The 21,269-nt window shown below is 40.1% G+C and carries 19 protein-coding genes; 13 read left to right on the top strand and 6 right to left on the bottom strand.

Going from position 1 to position 21,269, the window contains the following annotated elements; translation table 11 throughout:
• Positions 1–517 precede the first annotated feature (517 nt).
• Entirely contained in the window at positions 518–2,044 is a 1,527-nt protein-coding gene (locus I593_RS13920) for a fumarate hydratase (RefSeq protein WP_016168225.1), read from the top strand.
• 107 nt (positions 2,045–2,151) lie between these two features.
• Positions 2,152–2,700, top strand: coding sequence for a DUF2059 domain-containing protein (locus I593_RS13925; protein ID WP_016168226.1), 549 nt, complete (start codon positions 2,152–2,154; stop codon positions 2,698–2,700).
• 5 nt (positions 2,701–2,705) lie between these two features.
• Here I593_RS13925 and I593_RS13930 read toward each other — a convergent pair whose 3' ends face one another.
• The 4 genes from I593_RS13930 to tig all read right to left on the bottom strand — a co-directional run bounded on the left by I593_RS13930 (position 2,706) and on the right by tig (position 7,053).
• The gene (locus I593_RS13930) at positions 2,706–3,419 is read right to left on the bottom strand and encodes a DUF2846 domain-containing protein (RefSeq protein WP_016168227.1); all 714 of its coding nucleotides are present in this window, start codon (positions 3,417–3,419) and stop codon (positions 2,706–2,708) included.
• 166 nt (positions 3,420–3,585) lie between these two features.
• Entirely contained in the window at positions 3,586–4,896 is a 1,311-nt protein-coding gene (clpX, locus tag I593_RS13935) for an ATP-dependent protease ATP-binding subunit ClpX (RefSeq protein WP_016168228.1), read from the bottom strand.
• 28 nt (positions 4,897–4,924) lie between these two features.
• Entirely contained in the window at positions 4,925–5,530 is a 606-nt protein-coding gene (gene clpP, locus I593_RS13940) for an ATP-dependent Clp endopeptidase proteolytic subunit ClpP (RefSeq protein ID WP_016168229.1), read from the bottom strand.
• Between the two features lie 191 nt (positions 5,531–5,721).
• Positions 5,722–7,053 carry a trigger factor gene (tig, locus tag I593_RS13945; RefSeq protein WP_016168230.1) on the bottom strand — a complete coding sequence of 444 codons (1,332 nt, stop codon included), beginning with the start codon at positions 7,051–7,053 and terminating at the stop codon, positions 5,722–5,724.
• 267 nt (positions 7,054–7,320) lie between these two features.
• Here tig and I593_RS13950 point away from each other — a divergent pair, with 267 nt between their 5' ends.
• The 7 genes from I593_RS13950 (at position 7,321) to I593_RS13980 (ending at position 17,335) form a co-directional block, all read left to right on the top strand.
• Positions 7,321–9,468 carry a TonB-dependent receptor domain-containing protein gene (locus I593_RS13950; RefSeq protein ID WP_016168231.1) on the top strand — a complete coding sequence of 716 codons (2,148 nt, stop codon included), beginning with the start codon at positions 7,321–7,323 and terminating at the stop codon, positions 9,466–9,468.
• A gap of 215 nt (positions 9,469–9,683) precedes the next feature.
• Positions 9,684–11,972, top strand: coding sequence for a TonB-dependent receptor (locus I593_RS13955; RefSeq protein WP_016168232.1), 2,289 nt, complete (start codon positions 9,684–9,686; stop codon positions 11,970–11,972).
• 103 nt (positions 11,973–12,075) lie between these two features.
• Positions 12,076–12,759, top strand: coding sequence for a Fe2+-dependent dioxygenase (locus I593_RS13960; RefSeq protein WP_016168233.1), 684 nt, complete (start codon positions 12,076–12,078; stop codon positions 12,757–12,759).
• A gap of 439 nt (positions 12,760–13,198) precedes the next feature.
• Positions 13,199–14,896: a 2-isopropylmalate synthase gene (leuA, locus tag I593_RS13965; protein WP_016168234.1), complete on the top strand. Its 1,698-nt coding sequence runs from the start codon at positions 13,199–13,201 to the stop codon at positions 14,894–14,896.
• A gap of 101 nt (positions 14,897–14,997) precedes the next feature.
• Positions 14,998–16,158 carry a homoserine O-succinyltransferase MetX gene (metX, locus tag I593_RS13970; RefSeq protein WP_016168235.1) on the top strand — a complete coding sequence of 387 codons (1,161 nt, stop codon included), beginning with the start codon at positions 14,998–15,000 and terminating at the stop codon, positions 16,156–16,158.
• A complete protein-coding gene (gene metW, locus I593_RS13975; protein WP_016168236.1) occupies positions 16,158–16,751 on the top strand; it encodes a methionine biosynthesis protein MetW in 594 nt (197 codons plus the stop codon). The genes metX and metW overlap by 1 nt, the downstream gene beginning before the upstream one ends.
• Positions 16,748–17,335 (top strand): tetratricopeptide repeat protein, encoded by a 588-nt coding sequence (locus I593_RS13980; protein ID WP_016168237.1) that lies wholly within the window; start codon positions 16,748–16,750, stop codon positions 17,333–17,335. Before metW ends, I593_RS13980 begins: the two co-directional genes overlap by 4 nt.
• 13 nt (positions 17,336–17,348) lie before the next feature.
• Here I593_RS13980 and I593_RS13985 read toward each other — a convergent pair whose 3' ends face one another.
• Positions 17,349–17,819 (bottom strand): GNAT family N-acetyltransferase, encoded by a 471-nt coding sequence (locus I593_RS13985; RefSeq protein WP_322782787.1) that lies wholly within the window; start codon positions 17,817–17,819, stop codon positions 17,349–17,351.
• Positions 17,820–17,941: 122 nt separating this feature from the next.
• Between I593_RS13985 and rdgB the strand changes: the two genes are divergently transcribed.
• Positions 17,942–18,568: an RdgB/HAM1 family non-canonical purine NTP pyrophosphatase gene (gene rdgB, locus I593_RS13990; protein ID WP_016168239.1), complete on the top strand. Its 627-nt coding sequence runs from the start codon at positions 17,942–17,944 to the stop codon at positions 18,566–18,568.
• Positions 18,569–18,612: 44 nt separating this feature from the next.
• On the opposite strand, the gene I593_RS13995 is transcribed toward rdgB, so the two are convergent.
• Positions 18,613–19,491 carry an AEC family transporter gene (locus I593_RS13995; RefSeq protein WP_016168240.1) on the bottom strand — a complete coding sequence of 293 codons (879 nt, stop codon included), beginning with the start codon at positions 19,489–19,491 and terminating at the stop codon, positions 18,613–18,615.
• A gap of 151 nt (positions 19,492–19,642) precedes the next feature.
• Between I593_RS13995 and tatA the strand changes: the two genes are divergently transcribed.
• From tatA to tatC, 3 genes are read left to right on the top strand one after another with little or no spacing between them, the layout of a single operon-like run.
• Positions 19,643–19,861: a Sec-independent protein translocase subunit TatA gene (gene tatA / locus I593_RS14000; protein ID WP_016168241.1), complete on the top strand. Its 219-nt coding sequence runs from the start codon at positions 19,643–19,645 to the stop codon at positions 19,859–19,861.
• A gap of 18 nt (positions 19,862–19,879) precedes the next feature.
• A complete protein-coding gene (gene tatB, locus I593_RS14005; protein WP_016168242.1) occupies positions 19,880–20,341 on the top strand; it encodes a Sec-independent protein translocase protein TatB in 462 nt (153 codons plus the stop codon).
• 2 nt (positions 20,342–20,343) lie between these two features.
• Positions 20,344–21,120, top strand: coding sequence for a twin-arginine translocase subunit TatC (gene tatC, locus I593_RS14010; RefSeq protein WP_026440905.1), 777 nt, complete (start codon positions 20,344–20,346; stop codon positions 21,118–21,120).
• The last annotated feature ends 149 nt before the right edge of the window (positions 21,121–21,269 follow it).

The following is a 21,269-nucleotide window of genomic DNA, read 5'->3' on the forward strand; positions in this document are numbered from 1 at the left end:
ATTTGAAGATTTGAAGATTTGAAGATTTGAAGATTTGAAGATTTGAAGATTTGAAGATTTGAAGATTTGAAGAAAGCTTAAAACAAAAAAAGAAGATAGAGCTTAAGCCTGATCTTCTTTTTGACCGTAAAACCAAGTTGCCGCAATAAAACAACTAAAACCAACAACCATTAGAATTGCAGATGTCATAACAAAATGCTCTATTTTGGAATGCGCTTATTATGTGAAAGTTTTATGACAAATTTATGACAATCCTGTCATTTTAAAATTCACTCAAATCTCCCACACACTAAAGACAATCAATTCAATATCTTAAGTTTATCTCCTTCAACCATTATTGAACTTTTCAAATGATGGAACCCGTTTACATAAATATCTCTACTGAAAGATGGTGTTCTTGATAACCGATTTTATCCATTAAACTTTAGCCCAAAAATTCAGCAAAACACCCACAACCGTAACGTTATACCTTATAATTTAGCCCGCTAGCTAACAGCCCGCTCAAGAGATATTTGATATGACAACTATTATCAAGCAAGATGACTTGATCACTTCGGTCAAGGACGCGCTTCAATTCATTTCGTACTATCACCCACAAGACTTCATCCAAGCGATGAGCCGTGCGTACGACCGTGAAGAAAACAAAGCTGCGAAAGACGCCATTGCACAAATCTTGATTAACTCTCGTATGTGTGCAGAAGGTCATCGTCCAATCTGCCAAGATACTGGTATTGTTAACGTATTTGTTGAAGTGGGCATGGATGTTAAATTTGATTTAACCATGAGCCTCGATGATGCAATCAATGAAGGTGTACGCCAAGGTTACTTAGAGAACTCAAACGTCCTTCGTGCATCTGTTTTAGCTGATCCTGCTTTTGGTCGTAAAAACACCAAAGACAACACCCCTGCTGTGATTTATCACAAACTTGTTCCAGGCAACAAAGTGGACATTACTGTTGCAGCCAAAGGTGGCGGTTCTGAAAACAAATCTAAGCTTGCAATGCTTAACCCATCTGACTCAATTGTAGACTGGGTACTTAAAACTGTTCCGACTATGGGTGCAGGCTGGTGTCCTCCAGGTATGCTCGGTATTGGTATTGGTGGTACTGCTGAAAAAGCCATGATGCTTGCAAAAGAATCACTCATGGAAGAACTCAACATGGACGAATTACTTCGTCGTGGTCCACAGAACAAACTTGAAGAGCTTCGTATCGAAATCTTCGAAAAAGTGAATGCGCTTGGTATTGGTGCGCAAGGTCTTGGCGGTTTAACTACCGTTCTTGATATTAAAATCAAAGACTACCCTTGCCACGCTGCAGGCAAACCAGTCGGCATGATTCCAAACTGTGCAGCCACTCGTCATGCGCACTTCCAATTAGATGGTTCAGGTGTTGCACACATTCAAGCACCGAAACTTGAAGACTACCCTTCTGTGACTTGGGATTCCTCAAGTTCTAAACGTGTTGACCTAGATACGATTACTCAAGAAGAAATGAACGCATGGCAACCAGGCGACACATTATTGCTTAACGGTACAATCTATACAGGTCGTGACGCTGCGCACAAACGTATGGTTGACATGTTGAACAATGGTGAAGAGCTTCCAGTTGACCTTAAAGGTAAATTCATTTACTACGTTGGCCCTGTCGATCCTGTAGGCGATGAAGTGGTTGGTCCTGCTGGTCCAACAACAGCAACGCGTATGGACAAGTTCACTCGCCAAGTTTTAGAAGCGACTGGTATGTTCGGTATGATTGGTAAAGCTGACCGTGGTCCAGCGGCAGTTGAAGCCATCAAAGATAACAAAGCAACTTACCTTATGGCTGTAGGTGGTGCGGCTTACCTTGTTTCTAAAGCAATTCGTGAAGCCGAAGTGGTTGCCTTTGCTGACTTAGGTATGGAAGCAATCTACAAATTTGTTGTGAAAGATATGCCTGTATCGGTTGCGGTTGATGTGAATGGTACATCGGTACATGCAACTGCACCGAAAATCTGGCAAGCGAAAATTGGTAAAATCCCTGTAGTAGATGCTGCAGCAGGCTAAACCCTAAGTTTTGCTTTTTTCAATACCCTTAACATGCTAAGGTCTTGTTAAGGGTTTTTTTTTGCCCAAAATTTCTCTTTCTAAAACTATCGTTCATTCTAAATATCATGAAAAAATTAAGCCACATCCTGACGACACTTACACTTTGCACGCTCAGTTTCAGCACTTTCGCAAAACCTGCAACTGAAGCATCTGTCGAAAAAGCCCTACTACTTGGTGACATTAAAGGGACTTTGGCTCAATCCCAACAAGAAATGCGTCCTGTTTATGAACAACAAGCAGAAGAAATGCTCAAAAATATGTTCAAAACAACCGCGCTGAATACAGAACAACAAAAAGCCGCCCAGCAAATTGCGGATATCACTGCATCTTTTAGCAATAAATTGATTTCTGATCCAAAATTTATGCAAATGCTAAAAGATGTTTATATGCAGACCTTTACTGAAGAAGAAGTCCTTGCCAATATTCAATTCCTAGAAACCCCGATTGGACAATCAATTAATAAGAAAAGTAGCAAAATGATGAGTGAAATTATGCGCAACAGTATCGAGATGTCGGCTCAAATGATGCAAGATCCTGCAACGCAAAACGAAATCAATCAGCAAGTTGCAAAAACACTTGAGCCATTATTCAAACAGTTGAAAAAGAACAAATAAGCTGATTACCATGTACGAATATCCCAAATTTTAAAGGGTTGTGTAAGTTGCACATCAGATTGAGTATCATATTTTGCTGCTTTAATTTTTTGTGCTTTATGACGCAACTCGCCTGTTTGTTGGTCTTGCGCAACAAAGTTATAACTTGCAGATTTCAGTTGGGTAAATGCGATTTCATTTTGCCCAATCGAGTTAGGCATCAAAATTAAGGGACCCGAGACTTCCTTACGTGTACTCAGATTTTCTTCATCATATTTCACGTAATAACTCGTACCTGCTTCAACGGTGAAATCTAAATATTTAGGTTTTTGAAAATGCTGAATGCCCAAAGGTCGGCTACTCGATAAACGATAAGTTCCAGCAGGAAGTTCCAACCAGTAATAATGATTATTCAGCAAACTCGGAATTCGATATTTATTGATAAAAAGACTAGAAGCCACAATTTCCTGACGATTCCAACGACTGTCGGGACGATAGAGATAAACCACGGCAGCTTGATTATGCTGCGCCTGCACAGGATGGTAACGTTGACCTAATTTTTGATTAACCCAACCACCCACCGAAGTCATCCCAAATCGGTACTGCTCGACAATTCCAGGAGCCTGACTGGTATCCACGGAATGGAGTGTCGAGCTTAATTCAGGGTGTTCTAAAACTGCTTGCTTGTGGCATCCGAATAAAAATAAACTGCTGCATAAGATAAGATAAAACGAACGCATGATTTTCCCTCACCGCGTATTTCTTTTATTTATTAGGGTGGATCTTGGATATATTCCATTTTTTAGGCATCCTCGCCTTTGCCCAAGATTAACATTCAGTTTTTGGCTTGCAAATAAAAAACGTGCGGAAATCATAAATTTCCGCACGTTTCAGACGAATAACAAATTAAGCAGATTTTGAGTTAATCACTTTTAAATCAACTTTGTTTGTATCTTCAGTCGCTATTTTCGGTTGACGTTCAGGCAGTAATTCAGGTTTAGCAGTACCGTTAATCACGGCTTCATTCACCACAACAGTACCCACATCTGTACGGCTTGGTAAGTCATACATCACTTCAAGTAAGGCATTTTCCAAAATTGAACGCAAACCACGTGCACCCGTATTACGTTCAAGCGCTTTTTTCGCAACCGCACGTAATGCCGAATCTTCAAACACAAGATCTACATGTTCCATATCGAACAAATGCTGATACTGACGCGTTAATGCATTCTTTGGTTCTGTCAGAATTTGCATTAATGCTTCTTCATCCAGTTCATCCAATGTTGCAATAACAGGTAAACGGCCAATGAATTCAGGGATTAAGCCGAACTTCACTAAATCTGTTGCTTCAACTTGACGGAATAAGTCAGAAAGCTGTTTGCTTTCATCTTTTTTCTTCACATCTGCGGTAAAACCAATACCGCCTTTCTCTTGACGCTGCTGCACAATCTTCTCTAAACCAGAGAATGCACCACCACAAATAAATAAGATGTTAGATGTATCAATTTGAATGAATTCTTGCTGCGGATGTTTACGCCCACCTTGTGGTGGAATCGAAGCAACCGTACCTTCAATCATTTTCAGCAACGCTTGTTGAACACCTTCACCTGATACATCGCGCGTGATTGACGGATTCTCAGATTTACGCGTGATTTTATCAATCTCATCGATATAGATAATGCCCTTTTGAGCTTTTTCTACATCGTAATCGGCTTTTTGCAATAACTTCTGCACGATGTTTTCAACATCTTCACCGACATAACCTGCTTCGGTCAGTGTCGTTGCATCTGCCATCGCGAATGGAACATCAAGTAAACGTGCCAAAGTTTGAGCAAGCAAGGTTTTACCCGAACCTGTTGGCCCAACCAACAAGATATTACTTTTTGCAATCTCAACTGCATCATCATGCTTATGTCCACTATGTGTCGCTTTAAGACGTTTATAGTGGTTGTAAACTGCAACTGACAGGGTTTTCTTCGCAACATCTTGACCAATTACATATTGATCTAGCACAGCACGAATTTCTTGAGGTTTCGGCAAAGGCTTCGCAGCCCAGTCTCCAGATTCAACCTGTTGACTGGTCTGCACTAAGTCTAAGCATACGTCCACACATTCATTACAAATGTATGCGTCCTCACCTGCAATCAGTTTCCCGACTTCAGACTGCGTTTTACCGCAAAATGAACAATGCTTTTGTCCTTGAGGATGTTCGGACATATTTACTCCAATACTAAAATCTTAAAACTTATGGACGTTTGCTAAGCACTTCATCCACAAGACCGTATTCTTTTGCTGCCTGTGCAGTCATAAAGTTATCGCGGTCTGTATCTCTTGCCACAGTTTCATAGTCTTGACCACTATGCTCTGCCATCAAACGGTTTAAACGCTCTTTAATGAAAAGAATCTCACGTGCATGGATTTCAATATCCGATGCTTGTCCACGGAAACCACCAAGTGGCTGGTGAATCATAACACGTGCATTTTCTAAACAATAACGTTTCCCTTTCGCACCTGCATTCAATAAGAATGCACCCATTGATGCAGCTTGACCCATACAGTAAGTCACTACATCTGGCTTGATAAACTGCATGGTATCGTAAATTGCCATACCTGCTGTCACCGAACCGCCTGGTGAGTTAATATATAGGTGAATATCTTTATCTGGGTTCTCTGCTTCCAAAAACAACATCTGGGCCACAATTAAATTGGCCATGTTGTCTTCCACTTCACCCGTTAAAAAAATAACGCGTTCACGCAAAAGGCGTGAAAAAATATCAAATGAACGTTCACCACGAGACGATTGCTCAACTACAACTGGGACTAACGCGTTTTCAATAGTTGGAACATACATACGTTTATTTATTCCTAGATTTTTTGTGACTTAACCCATATCCACAATATGAGGGATAATGACCGAAATTGCAAAATATTCCCCATTAAATAACAGATATTTTTTGCATAAGCTTTGTGAATATAGGACAAGCTAATATCTTGATGAGATAAAAAAAGGCGCTCAAAGCGCCTTTTTTAACTCAAGCTAAATTAGCCTTGTTGACGAGCTTGTTGCTCTTTCAACAATTCTTCATAGCTAACAGTTTTATCAGTTACTTTAGCAGCTGCTAAAATGTGATCAACGACTTGATCTTCTAATACAACAGCTTCAATTTGTGAACGTTGTTGCTTGTCATTTTTGAAGTATTCGATAACTTCAGCTGGATCTTCGTAAGAAGAAGCCATGTCTTCGATGTAAGCTTCAACGCGAGCTTGGTCAACTTCAAGTTTAGCATCAGCCAATACTTTGCTTACCAATACGCCAAGTTTTACAGATTTTTCAGCTTGTTCTTTGAACAATTCATCTGGAAGCATGCTGCTGTCAAATGCTTTAGCACCTTGAGCACCAAACTGTTGAGTGAATTGTTGGATCATTTGTTGACGTTGGCGATCAATTTCTTGAGCAACCATTGCAGCAGGAAGTTCAACTTCGTTAGCAGCAACTAATGCATCAAAAGTCGCGCCTTTAACTTGGTTACGAAGACCATTTTTTACTTCGCGTTCCATGTTTTTACGCACGTCAGCTTTTAACTTTTCAACGCCTTCTTCTTCAGTTAAACCAAAGATTTGAAGGAATTCAGCGTCAACTTCTGGAAGTTTTTGCTTTTCAACAAGCTTCACAGTAATTTTGAATTGTGCTGCTTTACCTGCAAGGTTCGCTGCTTGGTAATCTTCAGGGAAAGTTACATCGATAACTTTCTCTTCGCCTTTCTTCATACCAACGATACCGTCTTCGAAGCCAGGAATCATACGACCAGAACCTAAAACTAGTTTAAAGTCTTCAGCAGCGCCGCCTTCAAACTTCTCGCCATCTACAGTACCTTCAAAGTCGAAAGTTACTTGCATGTCTTTTTTCGCCATGCCTTTAGTTTCAATCCAAGAAGCACGTTGCTTTTGAAGGTTTTCGATCATTTGATCAACGTCTTTGTCTTCTACTGAAGATGCTTTACGTTCAACTTCTAGACCGTCAAATTTCACTTCAACTTCTGGATAAACTTCAACAGTCGCTTCGTATACAAGGGCGTCGTCTTTGTTTTCTACTTTATCAATGTTTGGCATGCCAACAGCATTGATTTTTTCTTGTTGAATTGCTTCGAATACTGTGTCACGGATAACGTCATTTACCACTTCTTGGTAAATACCCGCGCCATATTCACGGCGAACTACATTTAATGGCACTTTACCTGGACGGAAGCCGTTAATCTTTACAGTTTTAGCAGTGCGTTTTAAACGTGCTTCAAATTGCTCGTTCACACGGCTCGTCGGTACAGATACATTTAAACGACGGGCAACGCCCGAAACCGCTTCAGAAGTTACTTGCATGGCTTCCTCGAAATTTAGTAATAACAGTTTATAAAAAAGTGCCACATTATATGACAACATTTAAAGATATACAAAACTGGATGGTTAAACCACAAGATTTTATCTGATTTCTTTTGTTCTTTTGTTTTTCCTTCTAAATTTCCGATCATTTTTCTCTTTTTAAACGGCTTTTATTGCAAATGATAAGCCTTATCATTATTATATAAGAAATATCACATTTATATTTATTTTCAGTTATTTATCTCGTCCAACTTTGGAATTCTATTTATGAGTAAGTTCAACCTTCGCCCACTCAGTCTTGCACTACTTGGTTTATCCACCAGTTCTGCTTTTGCGGAAAGCAGTTCAGAAACCTCCTCTTCGACGCATCAACTTTCAACTATTGTGGTTTCCGCAGCGGGGTTTGAACAAGATATTAAAAATGCACCTGCCAGCATCAGCGTGGTCACCAAAGAAGATATTGAAAAGAAAAATGCCACAAGTATTGCAGACTTACTGGCTGATGTACCGGGAATTGATATTCGCTCGGGCGTAGGTAAAACCGCGGGCTTAAACATTAAAATGCGTGGTTTGGGGAATGATTACAGCCTCGTCTTGATTGATGGACGCCGCCAAACTACATCTTCTGACGTTACGCCAAACGGCTTTGGAGAAACATCAAATAGCTTCCTTCCGCCTCTTTCCGCGATTGAACGCATCGAAGTGATTCGAGGCCCTATGGCGACTCGTTATGGTTCCGAGGCGATGGGTGGTGTCATCAACATTATTACCAAAAAAATCAGCAATGAATGGCATGGTAATGTCACAGTAAGTGGCAATTTAATGGAACATAAAGCTGAAGCTGACTCATGGAAAACCAGTTTTCTTCTCAACGGCCCACTTATTGAAAATCGTCTTGGACTACAACTTCGTGGCAGCTATTTAGATCGCCAAAGTTCTGAACGTATCGTTGCTGGCTCGACTTCACGCGATCCTCGTCCAAGTGAAGCGGATAACTATGATGTTGGCGGTAAATTAAATCTAAGTTTGAATGACCAAAATTCGCTTTGGCTCGATGCCTTCCATTCAAATCAAACTTATAGCAATGCAGATAACCGCCTAGGCACCCAAGATACTTCTGCGCGCGCACGTGGCTATAAAGATGAGCTAAAATTTAACCGCGAACAATATTCACTTGGTCATGATGGTAATTATGACTTCGGGACATGGAACACTTATATTAGCCAAACCAAAACGGAAACAATTGGGCGTACCATTCCGACCAATACTTTCCCTAGTAATGCTTATGCGGGGCGCGATCGTACACTAGAGAATACAGATTTAGTTGTGGATAGCCATATCATTACAACTCTCAGAAATCACAAATTGACCTTGGGTACAGAGTATAAAAAAGCTGAAAGTGTGGATGATATAGCAGGTCTAGGAGCTGAGTTTGAGAAGGATTCCTACTCATTCTATGCAGAAGATGAGTGGAACCTGATGGATAGTCTGCATTTTACCTTTGGTGGACGCTATGAAGACCACTCAGGTTTTGGTGGGCATTTTAGTCCACGCGCTTATCTGGTCTGGAACACAACAGATGCCTTAACCCTTAAAGGTGGTGTGAGTACGGGTTATAAAGCCCCTTCGGCTAAAGCTTTACACAATGGAATAATTAATTTTAGTGGGCAAGGAACCACCCCAGTTCTAGGTAATCCTGATTTAAAGCCTGAAACCTCGGTTAATTATGAAGTAGGCTTAAATTATCAGCCTTCGGATCGATTCGATTTTAATACCACTGCATTCTTTAATGTTGTTAAAGATAAAACTATATCTAAAGAATTTAATTGCAGTATCAGTGACTGTTCTGGATTGGGCAACGGTGTAACATCTTATTCCAAGAGCTTTAATGCAGATGAGGCAGAAATCTATGGCCTCGAAACCTCATTAAAATATCAAATCATTCCCGAATGGGATATTAAAGCTGCCTACACCTTTACCGAATCTGAGATTACCAAAGGCGAAAACAAAGGTTATGCACTTGAGTCAACGGCTAAACATTTATTCAACCTCACATCGACATGGCACATCAATGATGCATTTGATCTATGGTTACAACATGAATATCAGTCTGGTCGTCCCCGCTACTTAGAAAGCCAAACAGGTGATGCATTGAATATTCAAAAGCAAACCGATAATGAGTTCTCTGGCTATAACCTATTTAACTTGGGTGGTAGTTATCAGCTCAATGATCAGATACGTATTAATGCGGCTGTAAATAATTTGCTAGATAAAGACTTTACCGAATACATGGACTATTACGACCTAAATGGTGATGTACAACAAGCATATAAATACCTTTCGATAGGATCTGCTATGTCCGGAACGTATATCTCTGGGCGTAACTACTGGTTATCTATTTCTTACGATTTCTAAAATTCAAAATCCCAATAAAAAACCCTGCCTTAGCAGGGTTTTTCTATATTTATATAAAATCATGCACTTATATACAAATCGTTACACAATATCATTATTTTTTACATTTTCTTTAAAGTCATTAATCGGCAATTCCAATCATTTACAATTGGTAAAATAAATAAGAATTATTATTATTCGCATAAGAATTTTTACTACTCTTTGTGAGTTCAGAAATGTCATTTATTAAAACGCGGAAAAAATTAGTGTCGGCAGCAATTGCCTCATCATTATCAGTTGTTGCGACTACGGCTATTGCTCAAGAAGAAACAGCTCAGTTGCCAACCATTCACACGGAAGCAACTCAAGAAGAGTCTTTAAAAGTTGATCAATCTGCAAATGCTAAATTTGTCGCGCCTCTAAAAGATACACCTAAATCCGTTTCTGTTCTTTCGCAAAAACTTTTAAAAGATACCAACTCTAATACGCTGTTAGAAGCATTGCGTTATGAACCAGGAATCACTTTAGGTGCAGGTGAAGGTGGTACACCATTTACAGATATGCCTTATATCCGTGGTTATAGCGGTCAATCTTCTATTTATGTGGATGGTGTTCGTAATACCACTTCACAAAGCCGCGATATGTTTGCCATCGAACAAGTTGAAGTTATTAAGGGTTCTTCATCTGCCCTTGGTGGTGGTGGTAGCGTTGGCGGAAGCATTAACCTGATTCCTAAAGTTGCTCATGAAGGCGATACTTATCAAGGCAGCGTTCAAGGCGGAACCGACAACTATAAACACATTCAATTAGATGCCAACAAAGACTTCGGTAACGGTATGGCTGGACGTGTCATTGTGATGGGGCACGAAAATGAAAAAGCTGGACAAAGTGATGGAGCCGAATTTGCACGTGCTGGTATCGCAACTAGCCTCGCCTTTGGTCTAGGTTCTGACACACGTGGCTCTGTTGGTTATTATTATTTGCGTAGCAATGATGAACCAGATGCGGGTATTCCATTCAATAATGCAAAGCCAACAACACCTCCTCCTGGTGTAACTGTTACTCCTGGCGATGGTAAACCTGTAAGCGTCAAAGCTGGAACTTACTATGGCTGGAAAGCACGTGACTTTGACAAACGTGAAAACCAAATTGGTACGTTTAAGCTTGAACACGATTTCAATGAAAATCTGACCTTGGCAAACATTGCTACATATAACAAATCTAAATCTGATTATATCTATACCAATGCAGATGACTCTAAAGGAAACATCTACCGTGGTACTGTTGCACGACGTGCTTTAAGCCGTATCTTAGAGAGCGATGCTTATAGCGATCAGCTTTCTTTAAGAGGTAAATTTAATACAGGTTCATTAAACCATTCTTTTAATATCGGTACTGAATGGAGCTTCCAAGAAACCGATCAAGGTGTTCATACTTTTACTAATGCTGCTGGTGAAACTACATCGACCATTTTAGACAGTAATATTCAAAACTGTACTTCTGCTGCAGCTATGTCAAATGGCTGGTGTACGAGTTTAAATAATCCAGGAAATGGTGCATTTACAGATAAACTTGGTTCGATTACAGCACAATCTACAACGCGTAGCCATAATGTAGGAGTCTATGCTTTAGACAGTATTGAATTTAATCCACAATGGTTGCTTAACCTAGGTGTTCGTTGGGACAAATTCGAAACTGAGAAAAAATATAACAAGGACGTAGGTGGACGTACACCTCATAAAGCTGGCGATAAATTAGAAAGTGATACCGATTACTTCACTTACCAAGCTGGTTTAGTTTTTAAACCAACAGAAGATGGCAGTATTTATTTAAGCTACGCTACATCAGCAAATCCTGTAGGTGTGCTTGCTGAAGGTGATACAGGTCCAGATTCTATTAGCGATTCTGGTGTTGCAAGTGCAACAGCTAATGCCCTCAAGCCAGAAGAAGCACGTACTTTTGAAATTGGTACCAAATGGGACTTATTTAATAATCGTGCAAACTTAACTGCTGCAATTTTCCGTACTGAGAAACAAAATACTCGTATTCAGATTGATCCAACCACGACAGCGAATGCAGGTGACAGCCGTGTTGATGGTTTCGAAGTCAGCTTAAACGGTAAAATCACCAACAAATGGGAAATTTCAACTGGTTATAGCTATTTAGACAGTGAAATCACTAAAGCAGCATACAATGCAATCGCACAAGAAGGTAAACCACTGCCATTCGTCGCGAAAAACAGCGCAACATTATGGTCAACTTACCGTGTTATGCCGAAGTTAACTTTAGGTGCTGGTGCAGAATATCGTGACCAAGTTTTTGTAAACACGACAGTACCAAAATACTTACCGACCTATACCATTTACAACGCAATGGCGAAATATGATGTGAACCGTAATGTGAATGTTCAGCTGAATGTAAATAATATTTCAGATAAACGTTATTTCACTAGTGCACACGCAGCACACTATGCATTTGAAGGTAATGGTCGCAATGCCGTATTGGCAATCAACTTTAAGTACTAAGACTTAATCCCATAAATTAATTATGGGATTAACTTAAATTAAGATAAAATAGCCTCTGCCCAGAGGCTATTTTTATAACCATTTATGAAGAAGGATATAGGCTGTGATTCATCACATTCCAAATGTTTTATCCAAAGAGCAAGTCGCTGAATTCCGCCAATTAATGGCAACAGCAAATTGGGTCGGTGGGAAAGTAACAGCAGGTACCCTTTCTGCCTCAGTTAAACAAAATCAACAACTTTCGGAAAATGATCCCCTCACCCATCACCTGAGTGAATTGGTGATTCAAGCCATTTGGAAAAATCCAGTTTTTCAAGCCGCTGCATTGCCGCATCAAATTATTCCCCCACTGTTTAACCGTTATGATGAACATGAAAGTTTCGGTTTTCATGTTGATAACTCGATTCGCCTGATTCGTGGAACCTCACAACAAATGCGTACAGATTTATCTTGTACATTATTTTTAAGTGAACCCGAAGAATACGATGGTGGTGATTTGGTGATTGAAGACACCTATGGTTATCATGAAGTGAAGTTACCCGCTGGCGATGTCGTACTCTACCCAGCAACCAGTTTGCATGAAGTCAGTAGCATTACTCGCGGTACACGTTTTGCTTCATTTTTTTGGGTACAAAGTTTGATTCGTGATGACCAGAAACGCCATCTACTCTTTAATCTTGATGAAAGTATTCGTCAATTACGTAAGGATCATGATGATGCTTATCCTGAAGTCATGAAACTGACCAACATTTATCACAACTTGATACGAATGTGGTCAGAATTATAATTAGTTAACGCACTTTGTTATTATATTTTTCAAAAACAAAAACTATCTTGGGAAATTTTTTCTAATATTTAAATAATACTGCAAAATTAGAAAAACATTTCCCTTACAATCCTATTAGAATAAATTATGAACTTTTTGCACTGCATGCAATTTTCGCCTAGACTCAATCAAGTACTCTGCGAATGCTTGCACAAGTAAAACTACCCTATTGATCTTGATGGTTACATGATGAAAACGAATGATATTTTTGCTTTTCCGACTCACGCTCAACCTCAAATGAATCTCCTGATGCTGCGCCACGCGCGCGTATAAAAATTTTTGCTTTTTTGAGCAAAACCCCCTGAATATCCCTTTAATTTTGTTGAAATAGATACCATATATAAGTATTGCGTTGCATTTTAATAATACTGAGCAACGGGCACTACACAAGGAGTTCCTCATGATGTTGGCTGATCCAAGTAAAAAATACCGTCGCATGTACCAGCGTGTAGACTTGCCTGACCGCCAATGGCCAAACAGAGAAATTACCCAAGCGCCGATTTGGATGAGTACCGACCTTCGTGACGGTAACCAAGCAATTTTTGAACCGATGGATATGGAACAAAAGTTTAAAATGTTCCAGATGTTGGTTAAAATTGGCTTTAAACATATTGAAATTGGCTTCCCTTCTGCGTCTCAAATCGACTTTGATTTCACGCGTAAATTGATTGAAGAAGGTCATATTCCAGATGACGTGTACATTGAAGTTTTAGTTCAAGCACGTGATCACTTGATTCAACGTACTTTTGAATCTTTACAAGGTGCAAAACGCGCAATTGTACACATCTACAACTCTAACTCTCCAACATTCCGCCAAAAAGTATTGAATGTGGATGTTGCTGGTGCAAAACAATTAGCGATTAACGCAGCGACCAAAGTGAAAGAATATGCAGCGCAACAACCAGAAACTGAATGGGTATTCCAATACAGCCCAGAATGTTTCTCTGCAACCGAATTAGAAGTCGCTAAAGATGTCTGTGATGCTGTGACTGAAATCTGGGACGCACGCCCAGACCATAAAGTTATTTTAAACTTGCCTGCAACAGTGGAAGTATCGACTCCAAATGTTTATGCAGACCAAATCGAATGGATGCATCGTAATATCCAACGTCGTGATGGCGTGATCATCTCAGTTCACTGCCACAATGACCGTGGCTGTGGTATTGCGGCTTCTGAATTGGCGATTATGGCGGGTGCTGACCGTGTAGAAGGTTGTGTATTTGGTAATGGTGAGCGTACAGGTAACGTAGACGTTGCTGCGATTGCATTGAACATGTATACCCAAGGTGTTGCACCGAACTTAGACTTCTCGAACATTAATGAAGTGATTGCGACAGTTGAAGAATGTACTGGTTTACCTGTACATCCTCGTCATCCATATGCAGGTGACTTGGTCTTCACTGCATTCTCAGGCTCACATCAGGATGCGATCAAGAAAGGCTTTGAATACCAGAAAAACGAAGAAATCTGGGATATGCCATACTTACCAATCGATCCGAAAGACTTGGGTCGTGACTACGATGCCGTGATTCGTGTCAACAGCCAATCTGGTAAAGGTGGGATTGCCTACTTGTTAGAATCAAATTACAACGTAGTATTGCCGCGTCGTTTACAAATCGAATTCTCACAAGTGGTTCAGCAAGTCGCGGATGAAGAAGGTGTCGAAGTTTCAGCGCAGCAAATCTGGAGCTTGTTCAAAGATACATATGTAGAAACCAAAAATGCGCATTATTCAGCAAAAAATTATCGTTTGTCTGACGATAATGGTAACCAAGTGATTGAGTTAGATATTGAACTTGATGGTGAAATACAACATTTACGTGGCGAAGGCAATGGTCCTATCTCGGCAATGTTAAATGCACTTCAATTACCAATTGATGTCTTGAACTACGAAGAACGCAGTATTAGTTCTGGTGCTCATGCCAAAGCCTTGGCATTAATTGAAATTCAGGTAAAAGGTACAGGTAAGTCTGCCTTTGGCGCGGGAGTTCATGACAACATTGTGACTGCCTCAATTGAAGCAATCCTTGCATGTACCAACCGTTTAATTGAACAAGGTGTACTCAGTACTGAACAAGTGATTGCTGCTGCGGTATAAGTATTAACAATATTGATTAGCACTAAAATGACTTTAGAAGGATACCCTCAAGTGGTATCCTTTTGTTTATTGTTCTAAAAAATTAAAGGCGAAGTATTTCTGTGTCTTTTCCAGCTGACTCAGTGGGTCTCGTAACCCCACAAAGGTTCCAATTCGAAGAGCCGTTAGAACTAGAATGTGGTCGTGTTTTACCACGTTTCGAAATGATGGTTGAAACTTACGGCACGCTCAACGCAGATCACTCGAATGCCATTCTCATTTGCCATGCTTTATCGGGACATCATCATGCTGCGGGTTATCATCATGAAGATGATAAAAAAGCAGGTTGGTGGGATGCATGTATTGGCCCTGGAAAAGCAATTGATACCTCTAAGTTTTTTGTCGTTGCCTTAAATAACATTGGTGGCTGTAGCGGTTCGACGGGTCCAACCTCACCAAATCCTGAAAATGACAATCGTCCTTATGGGCCAGATTTTCCTTTAGTGACAGTACGTGACTGGGTTAAAACCCAAGCCATGCTCTCTGATCGCTTAGGCATTCAAACTTGGTATGCGGTGATCGGCGGTTCTTTGGGAGGCATGCAGGCTTTACAGTGGTCGGTTGATTATCCTGAGCGTTTACAAAAATGTGTAATTATTGCCAGCGCACCAAAGCTGTCTGCACAGAATATTGCTTTTAATGAAGTGGCACGTCAGTCGATTTTATCTGACCCTGACTTCCATCAAGGTCGTTATTTAGAACATGACAGCTATCCAAAACGTGGGCTAATTTTGGCACGTATGGTCGGCCATATTACCTATCTGTCAGAAGAAGCCATGAAACAAAAGTTTGGCCGTGACTTAAAGTCAGGCAAATTTATGTATGGCTTTGATGTTGAGTTCCAAGTCGAAAGTTATTTGCGTTATCAAGGTGAACAGTTCAGCCGAAACTTTGATGCCAATACTTATTTAATTATGACCAAGGCATTAGACTATTTTGATCCCTCACGTGAATATGAACATTCATTGACCCAAGCGATGTCTCAGACCCAATGTAAGTTTCTGGTGGTGTCATTTACCACGGACTGGCGCTTTACTCCTGAACGCTCACAAGAAATTGTGGATGCACTCATTAGTAATCACAAGCCTGTGAGCTATCTGGATATTGATGCTGAACAAGGTCATGATTCATTCTTATTCCCGATTCCGCTTTATGTAAAATCATTACGTGCATTTTTAGGTGGTGAAGAACAGCTTAAATCTACCGCTAAGGAGGTTGTGTAATGCGTATCGATCATCAACTCGCTGAAGCATGGATTAAACCCGACTCTAAAGTCCTCGATTTGGGCTGTGGTGATGGTGAATTGCTGGCTCATATGAGTAAACAGCACAATATTCGTGCATATGGCTTAGAAATTGATCAGGAAAAGATTGCAATTGCGATCAGCCGAGGGTTAAATATTATTCAGCAGGACTTAAATTTAGGTTTAAGTCGCTTTGCCGACCAGTCTTTTGACTATGTGGTGATGGCACAAGCTTTGCAAGCTGTAGATGCGCCTGACGTATTATTACGTGATATGGTGCGTGTGGGGAAACAGGCGATTATTACTTTTCCAAACTTTGCACATTGGAAGACCCGTTCTTTCTTGGCTTTGAAAGGAATGATGCCAGTTTCAGAAGCATTACCTTATATGTGGTATAATACTCCAAACATCCACTTATGTACTTTTCGAGATTTTGAAGCACTTTGTGCAGAAAACAACATCCGAATAATTAATCGACTCGCCGTGAATGGGGATCAGCAAGGTAGTTTACTCAGTAAACATATCCCAAATCTGTTTGGTGAAGTCGCAATTTATCGAGTGAGCGCGCTATGAAAAAATTATTATTAAGCACACTAGTTTTTGGACTTTTTAGCATTCAGTCTCATGCTGAGTATGTTTCGCCATCTACTTCCATTTCTAGTCAAGCTGCCCAATATTCAACCATGGATATTGATAACTTAATTAAAGCTGCAAAAGCAGGTCAACCTGCCGCACAGTTTTACTTAGGCACCAAATACCAAACGGGTAAAGACGTCAAGCAAGATGACCGTCAAGCTTTTGCTTGGTTTAAAGCTGCTGCTGATCAGGGCTTATCCCCTGCCCAGTTAAATGTCGGTCGTATGTATGCCGATGGTGTAGGTGTTGCCAAAAGTGAAACTTTGGCTCGCCAATACTTTGAAAAGGCAGCCAGTCATGGTGACAACCGTGCCAGCTTCAATCTTGCCATGATGGAAGAGCAAAAGAAAAACTACATTGGTGCTTACCAATGGTATGAACTTTCAACGCGTGATGGCATGCTCGACAATAAAGTCATTGCCATGTCAGAAGGTAAAAAAACCGCTTTGGCAGCGAACCTGACCCAGGACCAGATTCGTTTGGCACGTGACCGTGCAGACAAATGGATTCAAGCACAATAATATTGCACTGACGCTAGACAGCACCTTCGGGTGCTTTTTTATTTTCGGCAGTTGTATTTTTTTGCATCATCACAAACCTTAAACCATGTGCTTCAATCACCTCCGATACAGCTTTAAAACCAAATTTTTGATAAATAGGCTGCGCATAACAACTTGAATTTACGCTGATCACGGTGATATTTTCCTGTAGTTCAACGACAACATAATTCCACAGCTTTCGACCAATCCCCTGCTGCTGTACAGCAATATCCACGAAAAAATGTACGAGATGAGCGGGTTCTTTATAAGCAATAATGCCTAGAATTGCTTCATTCTGTTCATACACATAATAATAAACCTGTTCGGTGTTTAATAATTTTAAAATAGAGGCTGAAGAAAATTTTTCTTCACCTTCACGGCTTATGGCAAAGTCAGCAATATAAGGTTGAATTAATCTTTCAATTTGTCCTAAATCTGCATGAGTGGCTGGACGAATCATATCCATTTATCTCTTGTTCTTATTTAAAGTCAGTTGTTGCTTTTAATCTTCATAGATTATGCTGCTTTTATACAATCTAATTCAGTTAAAATATAGACCATTATTTTCAATTCATGAGCACCAATACAATGTCTGCAAATGCGTGGTTATCTCAAGGCACATTAGTGCTTGCCAGTAACAACAAAGGTAAAATTGCTGAATTTGAGAAACTTTTTGCCGAACTCCAACTTCCAGTCAACGTTGTACCGCAAGGTCAACTCAATATTGAAGATGCTGTGGAAGACGGACTCAGTTTTATTGAAAATGCCATTATTAAAGCCCGTCATGCTAGCCGTATTTCAGGTAAACCAGCGATTGCAGATGACTCGGGTATTTGTGTCCCAGTTTTAGATGGCGCACCTGGCATTTATTCAGCACGTTTTGCAGGTGAACATGGCGATGATGCCGCCAACAACCAAAAGCTGTTAGATAAATTAAAACCATTGCGTAAAGATGGTGAAACCATTGAAGGCATGTTTGTATGCGTATTAGCTTTGGTACAACATGCCGAAGATCCACTCCCACAAATTTTCCAAGGTATTTGGAAAGGTGAAGTATTAGAAGCAGCGCGTGGTGAAAATGGTTTTGGCTATGACCCGCTGTTTTGGTTACCTCAGTTAGGGCTTTCAAGTGCCGAAATGAGCAAAGAAGAAAAAAATAAAATCAGTCATCGTGGTCAAGCCATGCAACTTTTTAAACACAGTTTAGAAAAGTAACTGAGACTTTTTGCTCTCTCTTTAGCGAGAGAGCAAAAGCCTTTTTATATAAACAAATGCAATAATACGCCATACAAACTGACCACAACACAACTGACAATTGTCCCCGAAGCGATATATTTTGCCGAAGTTCCTGTCCCCTGATAATGCGTTTCTAAAGCCACTATATTTGCCGCAGGTGGTAAACAAAACAATAAGAACATGACTCCAATCGATTGTTCAATATGTGGTATAGGCAAAAAGCGATACGCTAACCCACATAACACTAAACCACAAAGTAATTTCAAGCCTGCGGTTTGCGTACTTTGCCATAAATCTGCTCTATGAACTTTGGTGTGCCTGAGCCACATACCCAACACACACATACCTGAAAAGGTCATGCCCAACTTTGTAGCAGCATATATCCAATCAATACCATGCTGTTGTAGCCAGTGCTGTATACCCAACAACCAAAACAATGCAGCCAAACTTAAAGCAACGATTGGGGGGGAATACATGACTTTTTTCAGAATCATACTAAGTGGCTGAGGCGTATTACTCACAGCAGTGACTGCCCAAAGGTTACCAAAAATAGAACCACCGACATACAACGCCACCATCGCAGGGCTAATTTCTGTGCCAAATAGCGCAATGGCAAAAGGAAAGCCTAACCATGCCATATTGACATAACTAAAACACAAGGCATTCAACTTATTCTTTGAAAAATATAGGAAAAAATAAAACAATAGAACAGCGACGCCAAAGCTAAATAGCATCAAGCTAAGGCTACCTGCCTGATAAAACACCATGTTGTAAATAATTACAATGGGAATAAAACACCGGGCCAATAAACTAGATAGTATTGTTTTTAATTGCGTAGCAACTGGCGTTGTGGCAAGAAGTAAACCTGTTAAAAATGCCAATAGCGGCAACAACAAAGCCACATCGATATTCCTTGAAATTTCACCTAATCATCATAACACTCATCGGTTTTTTTTCCAGAAAATCGACTGTCTTGAAATTGCAATCCTATCGTCACACCGCTGTCATGTTGAACTGTTGAGATATGGCATAAATAGAAAAGAGGAAAACAAGATGGCAGGTTTATCGATTTGGCATGTGCTAATTTTTGCAATTGTCGTGATCTTATTATTTGGTACGTCTAAACTAAAAAACTTAGGTAAAGATGTCGGCGGTGCCATCAAAGACTTTAAAAAGTCGGTTAAAGAAGATGAGACAACCTCATCACTCAATGAACCACGTACTTTAGAACACCAAAGTACCGCGGAAGTTAAAACGTCAACACGATCATAAGCCATAGGTATTTACCCAATGCTCAATATTGGAATGACTGAACTGTTGACCTTCGGCATCATTGCATTATTGGTGCTAGGACCAGATAAACTACCTGAAGCGGCACGTTTTGCAGGTAAATGGTACGGCAAGTTCAAACGCATGATCAGCAATGTTCAAAATGACATAGATCGCGAATTACGCATGTCTGAGTTACGTGAACAAATGCAAAATGAGATGAAACGGATTCAAGAACTTGAGCTTAAAATGCAGGCTCAGATGCAAGAATTACAACAAAGTCATAGCGCGATCGAACAACAACAGCAAAACAGCGTTACTGAAAATAAAAATTTATTTTTGACTTATATTCCACTCACACAGCAAAAATATTCAATGCTATATCGACATCCATTACCTTCGGTAATGCCTTGTACGAATAAAATGGGGACTGCTGTAGTGGATTGTCTTGAACAATTACCCGAATTAAAGGTGGCGGTATGAATATGCCCTTAGAATCTAGTCACTTGCCAAGTTCATTACAGCAAGAACAAGCACCACTAGAAGAAATGCCAATCACCAAACATCTAGTTGCATTAAGACAGCATTTGTTCAAAGTTGTTGGTTTATTGCTTGTGCTATTTTTTTGCCTACTGCCGTTTGCCAATCATACCTATCAGCTCATGTCCGAGCCATTGCGTGCGCAGTTACCTATTTCATCATCTATGATTGCGACAGATGTCACTGCGACTTTTATGGCCCCTTTTAAGCTGAACTTTTTTGTGGCGCTGATGTTGGCCATGCCATTTATTTTTTATCAAATCTGGGCCTTTATTAAACCTGCACTCTATGAAAAAGAAAAAACGCTCGCACTGCCCTTACTGGTCGGTAGCATTGGTTTATTCTATGCAGGAATTGCATTTGCCTACTATGTGGCTTTGCCCTCAATCTTGCATTTCTTTATGAGTGTAACGCCTGAAACGGTTGCACCCATGACCGACATCAACAGCTATCTCACCTTTTGCTTAAAACTGTTTCTGGTCTTTGGTCTAACCTTTGAAATTCCAGTGATTACTTTATTGCTGATTTTGATTGGCTTGGTATCGACACAGCAGTTGATGGAAAAACGGCGTTTTATTGTGGTCGGATGCTTTTTTGTTTCCATGTTCATCACTCCACCCGATGCTTTATCCATGATTATGCTGGCAGTTCCCATGTGGATCCTGTTCGAACTGGGTTTATTTTTTGGCAAACTGATTGAAAAGAAACGAAGTATTGCATAAAGACAATCGGTTTAACTCAGCAGACCTCGGTCTGCTTTTTTTTCATCAAAATGACTTCATTTTTTCACCAGATTTTCACTATTTGGTAAAAGTCTTGTCACATTAATTTCCTAAGTTAATGACGACTTTATAACTTATTGACCAATTAG

The sequence above is a fragment of the Acinetobacter tandoii DSM 14970 = CIP 107469 genome (genome assembly GCF_000400735.1).
Classification (GTDB): Bacteria; Pseudomonadota; Gammaproteobacteria; order Pseudomonadales; family Moraxellaceae; genus Acinetobacter; species Acinetobacter tandoii.

Coding starts and splice junctions, on each gene's coding strand:
- tatB (WP_016168242.1), top strand. CDS start 19,880: ATGCTCAATATTGGAATGACTGAACTGTTGACCTTCGGCATCATTGCA.
- clpP (WP_016168229.1), bottom strand. CDS start 5,530: ATGTATGTTCCAACTATTGAAAACGCGTTAGTCCCAGTTGTAGTTGAG.
- tatC (WP_026440905.1), top strand. CDS start 20,344: ATGCCCTTAGAATCTAGTCACTTGCCAAGTTCATTACAGCAAGAACAA.
- rdgB (WP_016168239.1), top strand. CDS start 17,942: ATGTCTGCAAATGCGTGGTTATCTCAAGGCACATTAGTGCTTGCCAGT.
- I593_RS13930 (WP_016168227.1), bottom strand. CDS start 3,419: ATGCGTTCGTTTTATCTTATCTTATGCAGCAGTTTATTTTTATTCGGA.
- I593_RS13985 (WP_322782787.1), bottom strand. CDS start 17,819: ATGGATATGATTCGTCCAGCCACTCATGCAGATTTAGGACAAATTGAA.
- I593_RS13920 (WP_016168225.1), top strand. CDS start 518: ATGACAACTATTATCAAGCAAGATGACTTGATCACTTCGGTCAAGGAC.
- I593_RS13955 (WP_016168232.1), top strand. CDS start 9,684: ATGTCATTTATTAAAACGCGGAAAAAATTAGTGTCGGCAGCAATTGCC.
- I593_RS13980 (WP_016168237.1), top strand. CDS start 16,748: ATGAAAAAATTATTATTAAGCACACTAGTTTTTGGACTTTTTAGCATT.
- I593_RS13925 (WP_016168226.1), top strand. CDS start 2,152: ATGAAAAAATTAAGCCACATCCTGACGACACTTACACTTTGCACGCTC.
- tatA (WP_016168241.1), top strand. CDS start 19,643: ATGGCAGGTTTATCGATTTGGCATGTGCTAATTTTTGCAATTGTCGTG.
- leuA (WP_016168234.1), top strand. CDS start 13,199: ATGATGTTGGCTGATCCAAGTAAAAAATACCGTCGCATGTACCAGCGT.
- tig (WP_016168230.1), bottom strand. CDS start 7,053: ATGCAAGTAACTTCTGAAGCGGTTTCGGGCGTTGCCCGTCGTTTAAAT.
- I593_RS13950 (WP_016168231.1), top strand. CDS start 7,321: ATGAGTAAGTTCAACCTTCGCCCACTCAGTCTTGCACTACTTGGTTTA.
- clpX (WP_016168228.1), bottom strand. CDS start 4,896: ATGTCCGAACATCCTCAAGGACAAAAGCATTGTTCATTTTGCGGTAAA.
- metW (WP_016168236.1), top strand. CDS start 16,158: ATGCGTATCGATCATCAACTCGCTGAAGCATGGATTAAACCCGACTCT.